Origin of the sequence: Desulfoferrobacter suflitae, from assembly GCF_022603395.1 — a bacterium.
GTDB classification, from domain to species: domain Bacteria; phylum Desulfobacterota; class Syntrophobacteria; order Syntrophobacterales; family Syntrophobacteraceae; genus Desulfoferrobacter; species Desulfoferrobacter suflitae.
In genome coordinates this window covers 180,788-193,437 of record NZ_JAIBKA010000006.1, presented here as the reverse complement: position 1 = coordinate 193,437, position 12,650 = coordinate 180,788, and the positions used below count along the sequence as shown (strand labels likewise).

Sequence of the window (12,650 nt, the reverse complement as noted above, 5' to 3'; positions counted from 1 at the left end):
CACAGCCGCCCACGAGAATAGTGCCGAGCCGCCCTGCAGTGTGTTCATGCCGGGCTTGCCGAAGGTTTCACGGCGCCAGCCTGCTGCACAGCTGCGCGACTCTCTGGCCCAATTTGAAGGCGTTTTCCGCCGTTTTGTCGTCGGGGGCGCCCACGCAGGCTACCCCATAATGGCCGGTAGCGCTCATTGGGTCGCCAACGATGATCATGCCATAGATCAGCAGGCACTGGATGATGGACATCATGGTGGTTTCCTTGCCCCCGCTTGCGTCTCCCGATGTGGCAAAGGCGGCTCCCACCTTGTTCTCCATCCTCTTGCGGGTTCCGATGAATTCATCAAATACCCGCTTGAGGTCGGCGGCCATAACTCCGAAGTACACGGGTGAGCCCGCTATGATGCCGTCCGAATGGAGAAAATCATCCTGGGTGACGTCAGCGGTTGATTTCAACGCCACGCTGCTGCCGGCAACCGACTCCGCTCCCTTGCCAATCGCTTCAGCAAGCTTTTTGGTATTGCCGCCCTTGGAATAATAAAGAACGAGAATTTGCATGGTTTGATCCTATCCTTTTGGGGTTTGTCCTACGCCTTTAGGATTCTGGCATCCACAACGACCATTCCTTCCGGGTAGGCAAACACCGGATTGAGGTCGATTTCCATGATGTCTTGATGCTGTTGCGCGATCTCAGCGAGTTTGAGCAGACCGTCAATGAGGGCCTCCTCATCCACCGCCGGATGCCCGCGAAATCCTTTGAGGAGCGGCGCCCCTTTTATTTCCCGGAGCATTCCGGCAGCCTCGGAGTGGTCCAGAGGCAACAAGCGCATGGAGACATCGCGGAACAACTCGACGGTGATTCCGCCCAGACCGAATAAAATAACGGGGCCGAACTGGGGGTCTCTATTCATCCCCATGATGACCTCCAGCCCGGGTGCCGCCATAGCGCTCACCACGGCACCCCTGATGGTGGCCTGCGGTGAACGGGTGCGCACCTGCTGCATCATGTCGTCATAGGCTTTGCGCACATCTTTGCTCGATTGGAGATTGAGCTTTACGCCGCCGAAATCCGACTTGTGCAGGATGTCCGGCGAATCAATCTTGAGGGAAACAGGAAAACCGAGTTGATGAGCAAGGTGCACCGCCTTGCCGGGACTCTCCGCCTGCAGGCTGACAATGCAATCGAAGCCTTTGGACTGCATGAACTGCAGACTTTGGAACAGTCCCAGCTGCGACCGTCCGGCGGACTGCGGGAGGGTATACTGGGCCGGGCGGTTCTTTTTGCCCGCAGGGAGCACTTGCGCCAGGGCTCGAATGCCCCGCTCAGGGGTAGGAAACACAGGGATCCCGCGGGAATGCATTTTCAATTTCTCTGCCCGTTCCACTTCAGCCCCGCCAAGAAAAATGACGAGCTCATTGGAGCCCGGGGTGACCACTTGCGATGCATCCAACACAGGATCTCCAAAGATGATGCCCAGGATGTCGTAGTGGGGCCGGGCCCGCTGGATTACTTCCTGAAACATCGTTGCATTGGCATCACCCGTCAAATCCAGAGGATTGGCACGAATGGCATGAGCGGGAATGACCTCGCTCAGTTCATCGCCAAGCTCTTTGGGCAACGGCGCGACGACCAGCCCTTCCTGTTCGGCGGTGTCCGTGGCGAGTATCGCTGCTCCGCCGGAGGTGGTGACAAACAAGATTCGATTGCCTTCGGGAGGCTCCAGGTAAGCAAAGGCTTTGGCAAAGTCAAAGAATTCTTCGATGGTCTGGGCGCGGCAGATCTTGTGGTAATTGAACAGGGAAGAATAGATGGCGTCGGCGCCGGCAAGGGACTTTGTGTGGGACTCGGCTGCCACTTTTCCCCCCGGGGTGCGTCCCGACTTCAGCACCACCAGCGGCTTTCTGAGAGACTGCAGGACGTTCCGGAAGCGCACCGGGTCCTTGACTCCCTCGAGATAAGCCGCAATCACTTTGGTGTTGGGGTCGTCTTCAAAGTATTCGATCAGCTCGATCTCATCGACATCGGCCCGGTTTCCAAGGCTTACGAAGCTGGAAACCCCCAGTTCCTCGAAAGAAAACCAGTCCATCATGGCTGCGCCCACCGTGCCGCTTTGGCTGAGAATGGCCACGTGGCCTTTGCGTCTGAGCAAAGGCCAAGAGGCGCAGCACGGATGATAGGGATTATTGACTCCCTGGCAATTGGGCCCAATCAGACGTACTCCACCTTGTTTGGCGATTTCAGCGACCTGCTGCTGCAGTCGTTCGCCTTCCGGGCCTGCTTCGCTGAAGCCTCCGGAAATGATGACGGCCGCCTTGACACCCTTTTCACCGCAATCCTGGATGGCCTGCGGGACAAATTTGGCCGGAATGATGACGACCGCCAAATCAACGTCATCCGGGACTTCCTTGATGTTTTTGCTGCATGCCAGCCCCAGAATACGCTCACTCTTGGGATTGATCGGGTAGAGTGCTCCCGGGAATCCACCGTCCAACAGGTTCTTGAGAATTTCGTGGCCCAACTTGCCGGCGCTTTCGGAAGCTCCAATGACGGCGATGCTGGATGGATGAAAAAATGCGGCTAAATCACCCATATCATGACCTCCCTTCAGGTCCAGAATTGTGGCAGAAAAACGCGTCGCTCAAAACCCCATCGATAGCGGACTTCACAGCATGTTTTTGGCCTTCTCCGCCACGCGTGCATTGAACTTCTCCGCCTGAATGATGAAGCGCTCGTGCGTGGCTTCAGCGATTTTTTCAGCTTCATCGAAAGCTTCCAGGTTAAATGTGAGTTTGCGGCCGTCCACCGCGGTCACCTCGGTTGTGACCCGGACTTCCATCCCCAGGGGGGTGGGAGCGAGATGCTTGAGGTTCATGGAAATGCCGACGGATTGCTGCCCCGCCTCGAGATGTTCGTCGATCAATTCAGCCGACACCCTCTCCATTAGGCCCCCGAGGATGGGCGTGGCCAAAACGTCCGGGAGGTTGTGGTAAAATTTCCGGGCGGAATGTTCGGCCAGGGATTTGATCTTGAGTTCACGGGTCATGCCGACTTGCAGTGAATTGCTCATACCTTGCCTCCTCATTGAACGAATGTTGTGTCTGTGTTTAGCGAATTCGCCCCTGTGTCAAGGAGCCGTTCCACTGATTGCCGCGGGGCGGTTCAGTCACTCGGGACACCCCCCCCGCAAGATCGTGTCCGAATTAGCTGGAAGCCTGCTTTATTCTCCTTCTCCACCGCTGCTGATTGGGGGGAGAGGAACCAGCGGATTTGCCCATGCCAACGATCTTTTGGAGCCGGTCGCTGATGGGTTGCCGTCAACAATGGCAAGGGAGTCGCAGCGCAGCTTGAGCAGTCATCCTGTGGGTCGCAATTGACGGGAGCTTGAGTCTGGTATGGTGCCCAATGAACTGGAATAACGTGCAGGGATGATTCTTCCAAATGAAGGCGCTTCTGTCAAGTTCAGGAGAACCCCGAAAGTCGCCTTGACTGCCACTGGAAGCACAATTCCCGGGCGGTTTCCCGGTTATGGAGTGGCAATCGGATAGCTTTTCCCATTGAGCTCCAGGAAAAACTGCCCATGCGCCGGGTCTTCTCCGATCCACTCTGCCAATTGGTAATAGGCGGGACGGGAAAACCGGGCGGGAAATCGCCCTGCACGGATGCGGCAGTAGAGGATGTTTGCGTGACCCACATAAAGCGTCTCGGGGACGAGCCGGACGGGTGCCTTGATGTGACGCAGCGTCAGGAGAATCGCTTCACCTTCTTGCGAGGCGGTGCGGTCCACTCGCGATATCACAAAGGGGGTGTCCGCCACATCCAGAGAACAGCGCTTGCCTCTCCAATCAATGATGAATTCATTTTCCGGGGTCAGGGAGAGATGCTCGTAAAAGAGCTCCAGGATGTCGTCCCGGGTGATTTTGCTGCCCTTATGGAACCAATCCCCTTCCGCGTCTACAAAGATTTCGCAGGGTAAAACCGGGTCATTCACAGCCGCCGAATGCAAAATAGTGTCAAGATCCACTGCTTCACCTCACGTTAAAATACTTTTTCACTGTCCAGCAACAGTGTCACAGGTCCGTCATTGATCAGATAGACTTGCATCATCGCCTGAAATTCTCCGGTCTGCACAGGCACTGAATGCTGCCGCAATCTTTCGATAAAAGCCTCGTAGAGCGGGCGGGCATTTTCAGGAGGCGCCGCTGCGGCGAATGAGGGACGGCGCCCCTTCCTGCAGTCGCCCCACAGGGTGAACTGAGAGACGACCAGCAGCTCCCCGCCGATTTGTACCAGAGAAAGATTCATCTTGTCGTCCTGATCCGGAAAAATTCTAAGATTGACCACCTTGTCGGCCAGATAGACGGCATCTTCCCGAGTATCGTTCCTGCCGACTCCCAAAAATACCAGTATTCCTCTGGCGATCCTTCCCTGCTCTGCACCGTTGATTTGCACGCCGGCTTGAAGGACTCGCTGCAGCACTGCGCGCATGATTCATCTCCCCAAGGAACGTTGCGTTTGACCGGGGCTCGGTAAATGGATATAAGTCGCCGACCGCTGTGGTGGCGTACTATGGGTCAAAATGTTGCGCAATGAGACTATGACCAAGACTCCTTCAATACTCCTGATCAATCCATGGATCACCGATTTTGCCGCCTTCGATCTGTGGGCAAAACCTTTAGGCCTTCTGCTGCTCGCTGCTTTGCTGCGCGAGGCAGGCATCCAGGTTGACTTTGTGGACTGCCTGCAGCGCAACGATCCCCAGACCTTGCAGCATAAGGATACTGTCGGGGGCTGCAACCGCCCTTATGGAACCGGCAAGTATCCTAGAACGTTGATCGACAAACCGCAAGTCTATGCCGACATGCCCCGCAATTACTACCGTTACGGCATTCATCCCGAGAGCTTGGCGTGCAAACTTGAATCCTTGCCCAAGCCGGATCTGATTTGGCTCACTTCCATCATGACTTATTGGTACCCGGGGGTGCAGCAAACCATTGCACTGATCCGCAAGATCTTCCCCCATGTCCCGGTGTGGCTGGGGGGAATCTATGCCCGGTTATGCAGGCATCACGCATTTATCACCAGCGGTGCAGACCGGGTTGTAGTCGATCCATTGCCGCAACTGGCGGAAGAAATTGAAGCCCAGACGGGTTTCAGGCTGACCAACAAACCCCACTGGAATGCTTTGCAATCGCTCCCAATCCCTGCCCTGGACCTTTTGCCGGAATTGGCCTACGCCCCCCTTTTGACCAGTTGGGGCTGCCTCTACAGCTGCCCTTATTGTGCCTCAAGGAAGCTGCAGCCCAAATGGGAAAGGCGCAGCGCGGACGCCGTCTACCGGGAAATCGTCCAATGGCACCAAGACTATGGCATCAAAGATTTTGCCTTCTATGATGATGCCTTGCTGCTCGATGCCGAGAGCACCCTCAGGCCGGCCCTCGAACGGGTATGCAGGGAAGATCTCGAAGTGCGCTTCCACACCCCCAATGCTTTGCACGTGCGCGCCCTCAGCCGCGAGTGGTGTCACCTGCTCCATGCCGGTGGTTTTACGACCATGCGCCTGGGATTGGAAACAGGCCGCTCGGATCAACAGAAGGAATGGGGCAATAAGGTTGATACCACAATGTTTTTTGCAGCCATGCAAAACCTCACCGCCGCCGGTTTCTCCCCTCGGCAGATCGGAGTGTACCTGCTGGCCGGTTTGCCGGGTCAATCTCCACAAGACGTTGAAGATGCTATCACTCTGGTTGGGAGCACCGGTGCCCTGCCTTACCTCTCCGAGTATTCTCCGGTTCCTGGTACGGCCATGTGGCGTGAGGTGCTGGCGACGTGCCCATATGACCTCGTACGCGAGCCGCTCTATCATAACAATTCCTTTTTCGCATGCCGCCGGGAAGACTTTACCCGGGAGGATCTTGCTCAGTTGAAAAGGCTGGCGCGGCAGGCACGCCAGGCGGTCGCAAATGCGAGTGGGGCGGCGTCTGCGTGCGGTGCAAGGGTTGATCGCAGCTGAGGGCGGTTCAAGTGCACATTAGCCGGCAGTTGATTTGCCTCCCCTGCCCGCGGGAAATCCCGGGGGGTGGCCGAAAGCGCAGAGATCGGATCATTTGTGGCGGACAATCTGTTATTTACTTGACGCCATTCCACGGTTTGATATTATCCTACTTCTTCATTTTTAAATATCTGTATTTATTGTAAAATTTGTTATTCAGGCGAGAGGTCAAGTTCGATGCTTTTAGATCCTCAGGAAGGTTTGTACGTGTTTGAAGTGGCGCTGGGTTTCAATATCGACGGCGCAAAACAGTATACGACTCCTTACCTTGTTCAGGCGGATGATCCCGAAGAGGCGGAAGAAAAGGTGCTCGAGTATATTGATGATCTTGATTTTGACCAGGAGATCTGGATTGAAGAGATGAGCGAACCCTTCGACATTGAAGAATATGCCCAACATCTTGAGGATGGAGATGCGCAGCCGTTCCCCCTGCTGGGCGAACTGACCGAGGAGGAATTCAGGGATATGGTTGGCTATTGATCGACCTCACAAAGGAATGAATCGAGTCACCTGCCTGTTGACACAGTGGTAAATGTCTTCGTCGGTTCCATACATTTCGACGATGGCTTTATGATCAATCAGCTTTTCTGTGATGAAGGAGGTGAGGTACAGGCTTATGAAATGAGGACGTGCAACCAAGGTCCTGAGGTTGGCGATCTGCAGCTGCACTTCAAATTCCTCGGCGCCGAGGAGGGTCTCCAGAGAGAACTGAAGCTGCGACTGCAAGTCTTCCATGCTGGTTGTTTCTATAAGCCGCTCTTCTATCAGTTTAATGGCAATCAAACTGCTGAGTTCATCAATATGCTGGCGCAACAGGTGGAGGGCATTCATCCGTTGTGATTCCTTGGCATGATCCAGCTTTGAAATCACGGCGGACTCTCTTACGTTGGGGCGATACTCCCTGGCCATAGTGTTCCCTTTCCAGATATTACAGGTGCAAATGATACATGGTCGACTTCCGGGGCAAAGTCGAAGCAATCAGGTCAACTTGTTTCAGCGCAACTCCCGTCATCTGACCAAGTGCCTGGTGGGCTTGATCCCCGTGCGCCCGCAGTTCCTTCAGATGCGCTATCCAGTAGCGCCAGGCGGCTAACAGTTCGGTTTTGTCCTGAACCACAAAGCTTGCCTGATGGTTCGTCAAGATTCTATGTTCATAATCAACTTTTTGCAAGTTTGGACCATAGAAAACGGCTTTTTTCCAGGCTGCAGGTTCCAGGATATTATGCCCGCCGACAGGGGCCAGCGTGCCGCCGCAGAAAATGAGATCGCCCAGAGCGTACAGCTCAAAGAGAGAGCCTATGCGATCAACCAGAATAACGCAGGTCTCTCTTTTTTCACTGCCCTGGGCAATGGGTGTCAAGAACTGGAAAGGGATTCCTTGTGCTCTCAGCCAGCGACCCATGTTGGGGAGCTGTTCGAGGTGCCTTGGAGCGAAGATGGCGATCAAATCCGGCCGGATCAGGTTGAGCTCGCGGTACACTTCCGGCAGATCAATACATTCAAAGCGACGCAAGCTCCCTCCGACGAGCACGGGAGCGCCGCAGGGGATATCAAGCCTGGTGCGCCATTTCTCCATCTGTTGGGGATGGGCTTTGGTGAGCAGTCCCTCGTATTTGGAGCTGCCCAGCACGAGCGTGCGATCGGGCGGTGCACCGAGCTTTAACACATTGCTGAGGTCATCCTGCGAATGCAGGGCGAGCCATTGAAACCGGGCAAAGATGGGACGAAACAGCGGACCGAATAAACTGTAAATGCGCGCCGACTGCTTGGACAGGCGGCCGTTCAGAAGCACCCGGGGTATCCCGCGCCTGTCCAAGAGATGGTAAAGATTGGGCCAAAATTCGCTTTCCAACGCCACGTAGATGTCCGGCTGAATCAGGTTCAAGGCTTTCTCGATGGGGGATTGAAAATCCAGCGGGAAGGCGAGAACTTGAACCCCCCTGGGCAGTTGTCTCTGGGCGGCAAGAAAGCCCTGATAGGTTGCCACGGTCAGGATAATGCAAGGATCGTCCAGGCGCTCGTGCAGAGCCCGGATGATTGGAGCGGCCCCGCTCACCTCCCCGACGGAAGCTGCGTGCAGCCAGATGCGAGGCTTTCCACGCGGGGTGATGGCGCCGTCATAATCACCGAATCGTCCTCTTGTGAAGCTCGGATCGCTTCCGCTTTTCGGTGCCAGCAGCGGCACAAGGCCCCATCCCGCAGTGTGCAACAGGAGGTTATAAAGTCTACGCATCATGTTCAAGACCGCTCCTAACGGCGCCCTCTGCAGTTAACGCTTGCCGGTCTGTGCAATGGACACGGCTCTTTTAGATTAATGCTACAAAATCTACAAACAAATAATGACGATCGGCCAATGGTTTTCTTGACATTTTTCTTATAGTTTGTCCAAGATGCCGTAGTACCGCAGTCCAAATGGAGGCATGGGCTGGCACGGCTCGATCCGCCGGTTTAACGCGTCCAACTGCCGGTTTTGTTGATGGGGGACGGAGTTCTCGAAATGGAAGCGCAACGATAAGCGAGGCGAAGAAAGGATCACCAATCCAATGCAGCAAGGTGTGCGCATTATCGAGTTATTTCGAAAAGAACGGGAGTATCTGGAGAAGAGCGTTTTGGTGCGGGGCTGGGTTCGCACCAAGCGGGAATCCAAAGCCGGGATCAGTTTCATTGAGGTCAACGACGGGTCCTGTCTGAGGAATCTTCAAATCATTGCGGAGCATCGGGGGTCGGGTTATCAGGAGGTACTTGAAAAGCTGACGACCGGTTGCAGCATTGGAGTGGAGGGCAAGGTCGTCGCTTCTCCGGGGAAAGGCCAGAGCATCGAGCTCCACGCCGCAAAGATCGAAGTTTACGGATGGGCCGATCCCGCCACTTACCCGTTACAAAAAAAGCGCCACTCCTTTGAATTCCTGCGCCAGATCGCCCATCTGCGGGCGCGCACCAACACCATGGGAGCGGTCACCCGGGTGCGCAACCGCCTGAGCTACGCCATCCATCAGTTCTTTCAGGAGCGCGGGTTTCACTACATTCAGACACCCATCATAACCGCCAGCGACTGTGAGGGAGCCGGAGATATTTTCCGCGTGACCACTCTGGATCCGACCCGGATCAGCTCAGCGGAATCGGAAGCCATCTACCAGCAGGATTTTTTCGGACGGCCGACGTATCTCACGGTGAGCGGCCAGCTGCAGGCGGAAATCTATGCCTTGTCGCTGGGTCAGGTGTACACCTTCGGCCCGACTTTTCGCGCCGAGAATTCCAATACCAGTCGTCACCTGGCGGAGTTTTGGATGGTCGAACCGGAAGCGGCTTTTTGTGACCTGCAGGACAATCTGCAACTGGCGGAAAGCTTCATCAAAGCAATCATTGGCGCGTGCCTGGATGAGTCTGCGGAGGACATTGATTTTTTCACGCGCTTCGTGCAGCCGGCGCTGCGTGCAAACCTCGAACACATTGTCAACAGCTCCTTTGAGACGATCACCTACACGCAAGCCATCGATCTTTTGAAGAAATCCACAGAGAATTTCACCTTTCCAGTGGAATGGGGCAACGATCTGCAGGCGGAGCACGAGCGTTACCTCACCGAGAAGGTCTTTCGAAAGCCTGTCAGCATTATCGATTTTCCCCGGGCAATCAAGCCCTTCTATATGCGGGTCAACGACGACCATAAGACGGTGGCGGCCATGGATGTTCTGATGCCGGGCATCGGTGAAATCATCGGAGGCTCACAAAGGGAGGAGCGCCTCGAGGTATTGCTCGAACAGATGCGGCTGAAAGGCATTTCTACCGAAGACTACCGGTGGTATGTGGAGTTGAGGGAGTTTGGGACGGCCCCCCATTCGGGCTTTGGGCTGGGGTTTGAACGTTTGGTGCAGTTCACCACCGGCCTCGGCAACATCAGGGAAGCCATTCCGTTCCCGCGCACGCCGGGGCATGCGGATTTTTGAGGAGAGGTTCAGGCAAGGGGTTCTTCGTCTGCATAGGCGGCCATTTCCCGGAGAAGGCGCAGGGATTCGCGGGCTTCTTCAGGATCCACCTTGTGCAGGGCGAAACCGGCGTGAACGATCACATAGTCGCCCAGTTGCGCCTCCTCCGGCAGCAACATGAGAGAGGCTTTGCGCAACGCTTCGCCAACCCGCACTGTGGCCATTTCATCTTCTATTTGAATTATTTCGGCAGGGATAGCCAGGCACATGTCTGTTCACTCCTGGATTCGCTGTTCTCATTGGTCTTGATCGCATAACCGCCGCCCGCTTTTTCAATTTCATCCAAAACCCGCAGGCAAAGTTCTTTCAACCGGGCATGGACAATGGCTGTGAGCTCCATGCCCCAGGGCGAAATGTCCTGGGGCTCGATGCCGATGATGACTGCCTGCGGCCGCTTGCCGAGCATCTCTGCGTAGGCCAGAGTTTCAACCAGGTTCAGCTGATGCAGGGAATTCTTGAAAGCGACCCGCTTGGACAGTTCATCGGCGGGCAAACGATACAGGGTCCCGGGGGGCGCGCCGTGCTGCACTGCATCGACAACGATCAGGTAATCGGTTGCAGAAATAGGGTCCAATAGCCTCAATCCCAGGGTGCCGCCGTCCATCAGTTGCACATTGGCAGAAAAATTGTAGCGCGACTGCAGGATTTCGATGACGCGCACGCCGACCCCTTCATCCTGCAGCAGTACGTTGCCCACACCCAGTACGAGAATTCGCTTGTTTTGGTCGTTCTGCATGGGAAAGATCGCCCTTTCAAAGTCCCGGCCCGAGAACAGGAACCCGCCGCATGGCCGGGCTCCTGTTCTTTCAAGTAGCCAGGTCGGTGCCCTTAGACAACTCGAAACTGGTAAACCTCATTGGACTGCGGATCGATCACGTGAACACCGCATGCGATACAGGGGTCAAAGGAGTGCACGGTGCGGATGATTTCGACGGGCATCTTGGGGTTGGACACCGGGGTGCCGATGAGCGCCTCTTCCACCGGGCCGAGCTTGTCTGCCGCATCGCGCGGCCCCAGGTTCCAGGTCGAAGGAACGACCAGCTGGTAGTTGCCGATCTTTTTATCCTTGATTTCAATCCAGTGTCCCAACGCGCCGCGCGGCACATCGTTTAGGCCGGTGCCCATACCCGTTTCCGGCATGTCGAAGGATTGGTAGATCTTGTTGTCTCCCTTTTTCACATTTTCCACCAACTGCGTGATCCAGCCCTCCATGGCGTCTCCGATCACCTTGGTTTCAAGTGCCCTGGCAGCTGTTCGGCCGAGGGTGGAAAAGAGTGTTTCCTGGGGAATTCCCACCGTCTTGAGCAACCCGTCCACCGATTTTTTGACGGCTTCATTGCCCTTGCCGTAGGCCACCAGCACGCGCGCCAGCGGACCCACTTCCATCGGTTCGCCCTTGTAGCGCGGTGCCTTCATCCAGCTGTAACGCTTATCCACGTCAAAAGCGTCATATTTGGGCTTGGTTTCGCCCTTGGCCGGGGGCAGGGCCTGGTCGCCTTCGTACCAGCTGTGCTTGACATGCTCTTCGATGAGTCCGATATCCACCGGCTCCACCCCGGCGACGTTTCTCTTGAAAATAGCTCCGCGCGGCAAGAACAGACTGTCGGGTTCCTTCTCATTTTCCGGGAATTCACCGTAGGCGAGGAAATTAGTCGTGCCGCCGATGCTTCCCCAATCTTTATAAAATCCTGCCACCGCCGCGACGTCCGGCAGATAGACATTGTTGACGAAATCCATAGTTTCCTGCCACATGTACTTGAATTCGGCCAGACGGTCTGCAGTGAGATCGGTCGCGCAGGTAACGCCTCCCACCGCAAGGGTCTGGGGATGCGGATTCTTGGCGCCGAAAACCGCCATCATGCGGGCGGTGCGCGCCTGCTGGCGGAGGGCCTCCAGGTAATGAGAAGCCGCCAGCAGGTTGACTTCCGGTGGGAGCTTATAGGCCGGGCTGCCCCAGTAACCATTGGCAAAAATGCCCAACTGGCCGCTTTCAACGAACTTTTTCAAACGGTTTTGCACGTCCCTGAAATCGTTGACCCCACTCCTGCTCGCCGGTGAAACTTCACCGGCGATCTTCGCCGTTTGCTGCGGGTCCGCTTGCAATGCGCTCACAATGTCCACCCAGTCGAGGGCGCTCAGATGATAAAAGTGCACCAGGTGGTCGTGAAGAAACTGCGAACCGTGGAGCAGGTTGCGCACCAGCCGCGCATTGTCAGGAATCGTGATCTTGGCCGCATCGTCCACGCAGCGCACCGAGGCCAAAGCGTGCACGTAGGTACAAACACCGCAGGCCCGCTGGGTGATCAGCCAGGCATCCCGCGGGTCACGACCCTGAAGCATGATCTCGAGACCGCGAAACAGCGTGGCGCTGCTCCATGCGTTTTTCACTTTGCCGTCAGCTACTTCGACTTCTATGCGTAAATGACCTTCAATCCTGGTGATCGGATCGATAACAAGTCGCTCTCCCATATTTTTAAACTCCTGTAAGGTTGTAAGAGAACACAGGATTCACAAGGCACGGGCGGACTATGACCAAAGCCTGCCCGGCACATCACCCGCATTCTCATGTTTCGTTGTGAACCGGTGAGTCAAGGGGGTGGATGACTCTCGACGCGGCGCTGGATC

Annotated in this window: 13 protein-coding genes; 3 read left to right on the top strand and 10 right to left on the bottom strand. The window is 55.8% G+C overall.

All coding sequences use genetic code 11. From position 1 onward, the window contains the following. Positions 1 to 67 precede the first annotated feature (67 nt). The 5 genes from K1V27_RS12270 to dtd all read right to left on the bottom strand — a co-directional run bounded on the left by K1V27_RS12270 (position 68) and on the right by dtd (position 4,478). The gene (locus K1V27_RS12270) at positions 68 to 550 is read right to left on the bottom strand and encodes a flavodoxin family protein (protein ID WP_258930293.1); all 483 of its coding nucleotides are present in this window, start codon (positions 548 to 550) and stop codon (positions 68 to 70) included. 29 nt (positions 551 to 579) lie between these two features. After that, positions 580 to 2,583, bottom strand: coding sequence for an acetate--CoA ligase family protein (locus tag K1V27_RS12265; RefSeq protein ID WP_258930292.1), 2,004 nt, complete (start codon positions 2,581 to 2,583; stop codon positions 580 to 582). Between the two features lie 72 nt (positions 2,584 to 2,655). After that, positions 2,656 to 3,060: a thioesterase family protein gene (locus K1V27_RS12260; protein ID WP_258930291.1), complete on the bottom strand. Its 405-nt coding sequence runs from the start codon at positions 3,058 to 3,060 to the stop codon at positions 2,656 to 2,658. Positions 3,061 to 3,516: 456 nt separating this feature from the next. Further along, positions 3,517 to 4,014, bottom strand: a complete 498-nt coding sequence (locus K1V27_RS12255; RefSeq protein WP_258930290.1) for a DUF1285 domain-containing protein — start codon at positions 4,012 to 4,014, stop codon at positions 3,517 to 3,519. 14 nt (positions 4,015 to 4,028) lie between these two features. Then, entirely contained in the window at positions 4,029 to 4,478 is a 450-nt protein-coding gene (gene dtd, locus K1V27_RS12250) for a D-aminoacyl-tRNA deacylase (RefSeq protein ID WP_258930289.1), read from the bottom strand. 109 nt (positions 4,479 to 4,587) lie between these two features. Between dtd and K1V27_RS12245 the strand changes: the two genes are divergently transcribed. After that, positions 4,588 to 6,003, top strand: coding sequence for a B12-binding domain-containing radical SAM protein (locus tag K1V27_RS12245; protein ID WP_258930288.1), 1,416 nt, complete (start codon positions 4,588 to 4,590; stop codon positions 6,001 to 6,003). Between the two features lie 216 nt (positions 6,004 to 6,219). Continuing rightward, positions 6,220 to 6,522, top strand: coding sequence for a hypothetical protein (locus tag K1V27_RS12240; RefSeq protein ID WP_258930287.1), 303 nt, complete (start codon positions 6,220 to 6,222; stop codon positions 6,520 to 6,522). A gap of 6 nt (positions 6,523 to 6,528) precedes the next feature. On the opposite strand, the gene K1V27_RS12235 is transcribed toward K1V27_RS12240, so the two are convergent. Together K1V27_RS12235 and K1V27_RS12230 are read right to left on the bottom strand one after the other, a co-directional pair. Continuing rightward, a complete protein-coding gene (locus K1V27_RS12235; RefSeq protein WP_258930286.1) occupies positions 6,529 to 6,951 on the bottom strand; it encodes a hypothetical protein in 423 nt (140 codons plus the stop codon). A 19-nt stretch (positions 6,952 to 6,970) separates the two neighbouring features. Further along, on the bottom strand, positions 6,971 to 8,278 hold the full coding sequence (locus tag K1V27_RS12230) for a 3-deoxy-D-manno-octulosonic acid transferase (RefSeq protein WP_258930285.1): 1,308 nt from the start codon (positions 8,276 to 8,278) through the stop codon (positions 6,971 to 6,973). 307 nt (positions 8,279 to 8,585) lie between these two features. On the opposite strand from K1V27_RS12230, the gene asnS reads away from it, so the two are divergent. After that, entirely contained in the window at positions 8,586 to 9,986 is a 1,401-nt protein-coding gene (asnS, locus tag K1V27_RS12225) for an asparagine--tRNA ligase (RefSeq protein WP_258930284.1), read from the top strand. Positions 9,987 to 9,994: 8 nt separating this feature from the next. Here asnS and K1V27_RS12220 read toward each other — a convergent pair whose 3' ends face one another. From K1V27_RS12220 to K1V27_RS12210, 3 genes are all read right to left on the bottom strand, one after another. Further along, entirely contained in the window at positions 9,995 to 10,234 is a 240-nt protein-coding gene (locus tag K1V27_RS12220) for a HypC/HybG/HupF family hydrogenase formation chaperone (RefSeq protein WP_353740566.1), read from the bottom strand. Then, positions 10,207 to 10,761 (bottom strand): HyaD/HybD family hydrogenase maturation endopeptidase, encoded by a 555-nt coding sequence (locus tag K1V27_RS12215; RefSeq protein ID WP_258930282.1) that lies wholly within the window; start codon positions 10,759 to 10,761, stop codon positions 10,207 to 10,209. Before K1V27_RS12215 ends, K1V27_RS12220 begins: the two co-directional genes overlap by 28 nt. A gap of 92 nt (positions 10,762 to 10,853) precedes the next feature. Beyond that, entirely contained in the window at positions 10,854 to 12,494 is a 1,641-nt protein-coding gene (locus K1V27_RS12210) for a nickel-dependent hydrogenase large subunit (protein ID WP_258930281.1), read from the bottom strand. Positions 12,495 to 12,650 lie beyond the last annotated feature (156 nt).

Coding starts and splice junctions, on each gene's coding strand:
- K1V27_RS12270 (WP_258930293.1), bottom strand. CDS start 550: ATGCAAATTCTCGTTCTTTATTATTCCAAGGGCGGCAATACCAAAAAG.
- K1V27_RS12265 (WP_258930292.1), bottom strand. CDS start 2,583: ATGGGTGATTTAGCCGCATTTTTTCATCCATCCAGCATCGCCGTCATT.
- K1V27_RS12260 (WP_258930291.1), bottom strand. CDS start 3,060: ATGAGCAATTCACTGCAAGTCGGCATGACCCGTGAACTCAAGATCAAA.
- dtd (WP_258930289.1), bottom strand. CDS start 4,478: ATGCGCGCAGTGCTGCAGCGAGTCCTTCAAGCCGGCGTGCAAATCAAC.
- K1V27_RS12245 (WP_258930288.1), top strand. CDS start 4,588: ATGACCAAGACTCCTTCAATACTCCTGATCAATCCATGGATCACCGAT.
- K1V27_RS12240 (WP_258930287.1), top strand. CDS start 6,220: ATGCTTTTAGATCCTCAGGAAGGTTTGTACGTGTTTGAAGTGGCGCTG.
- K1V27_RS12235 (WP_258930286.1), bottom strand. CDS start 6,951: ATGGCCAGGGAGTATCGCCCCAACGTAAGAGAGTCCGCCGTGATTTCA.
- K1V27_RS12230 (WP_258930285.1), bottom strand. CDS start 8,278: ATGATGCGTAGACTTTATAACCTCCTGTTGCACACTGCGGGATGGGGC.
- asnS (WP_258930284.1), top strand. CDS start 8,586: ATGCAGCAAGGTGTGCGCATTATCGAGTTATTTCGAAAAGAACGGGAG.
- K1V27_RS12220 (WP_353740566.1), bottom strand. CDS start 10,234: ATGTGCCTGGCTATCCCTGCCGAAATAATTCAAATAGAAGATGAAATG.
- K1V27_RS12215 (WP_258930282.1), bottom strand. CDS start 10,761: ATGCAGAACGACCAAAACAAGCGAATTCTCGTACTGGGTGTGGGCAAC.
- K1V27_RS12210 (WP_258930281.1), bottom strand. CDS start 12,494: ATGGGAGAGCGACTTGTTATCGATCCGATCACCAGGATTGAAGGTCAT.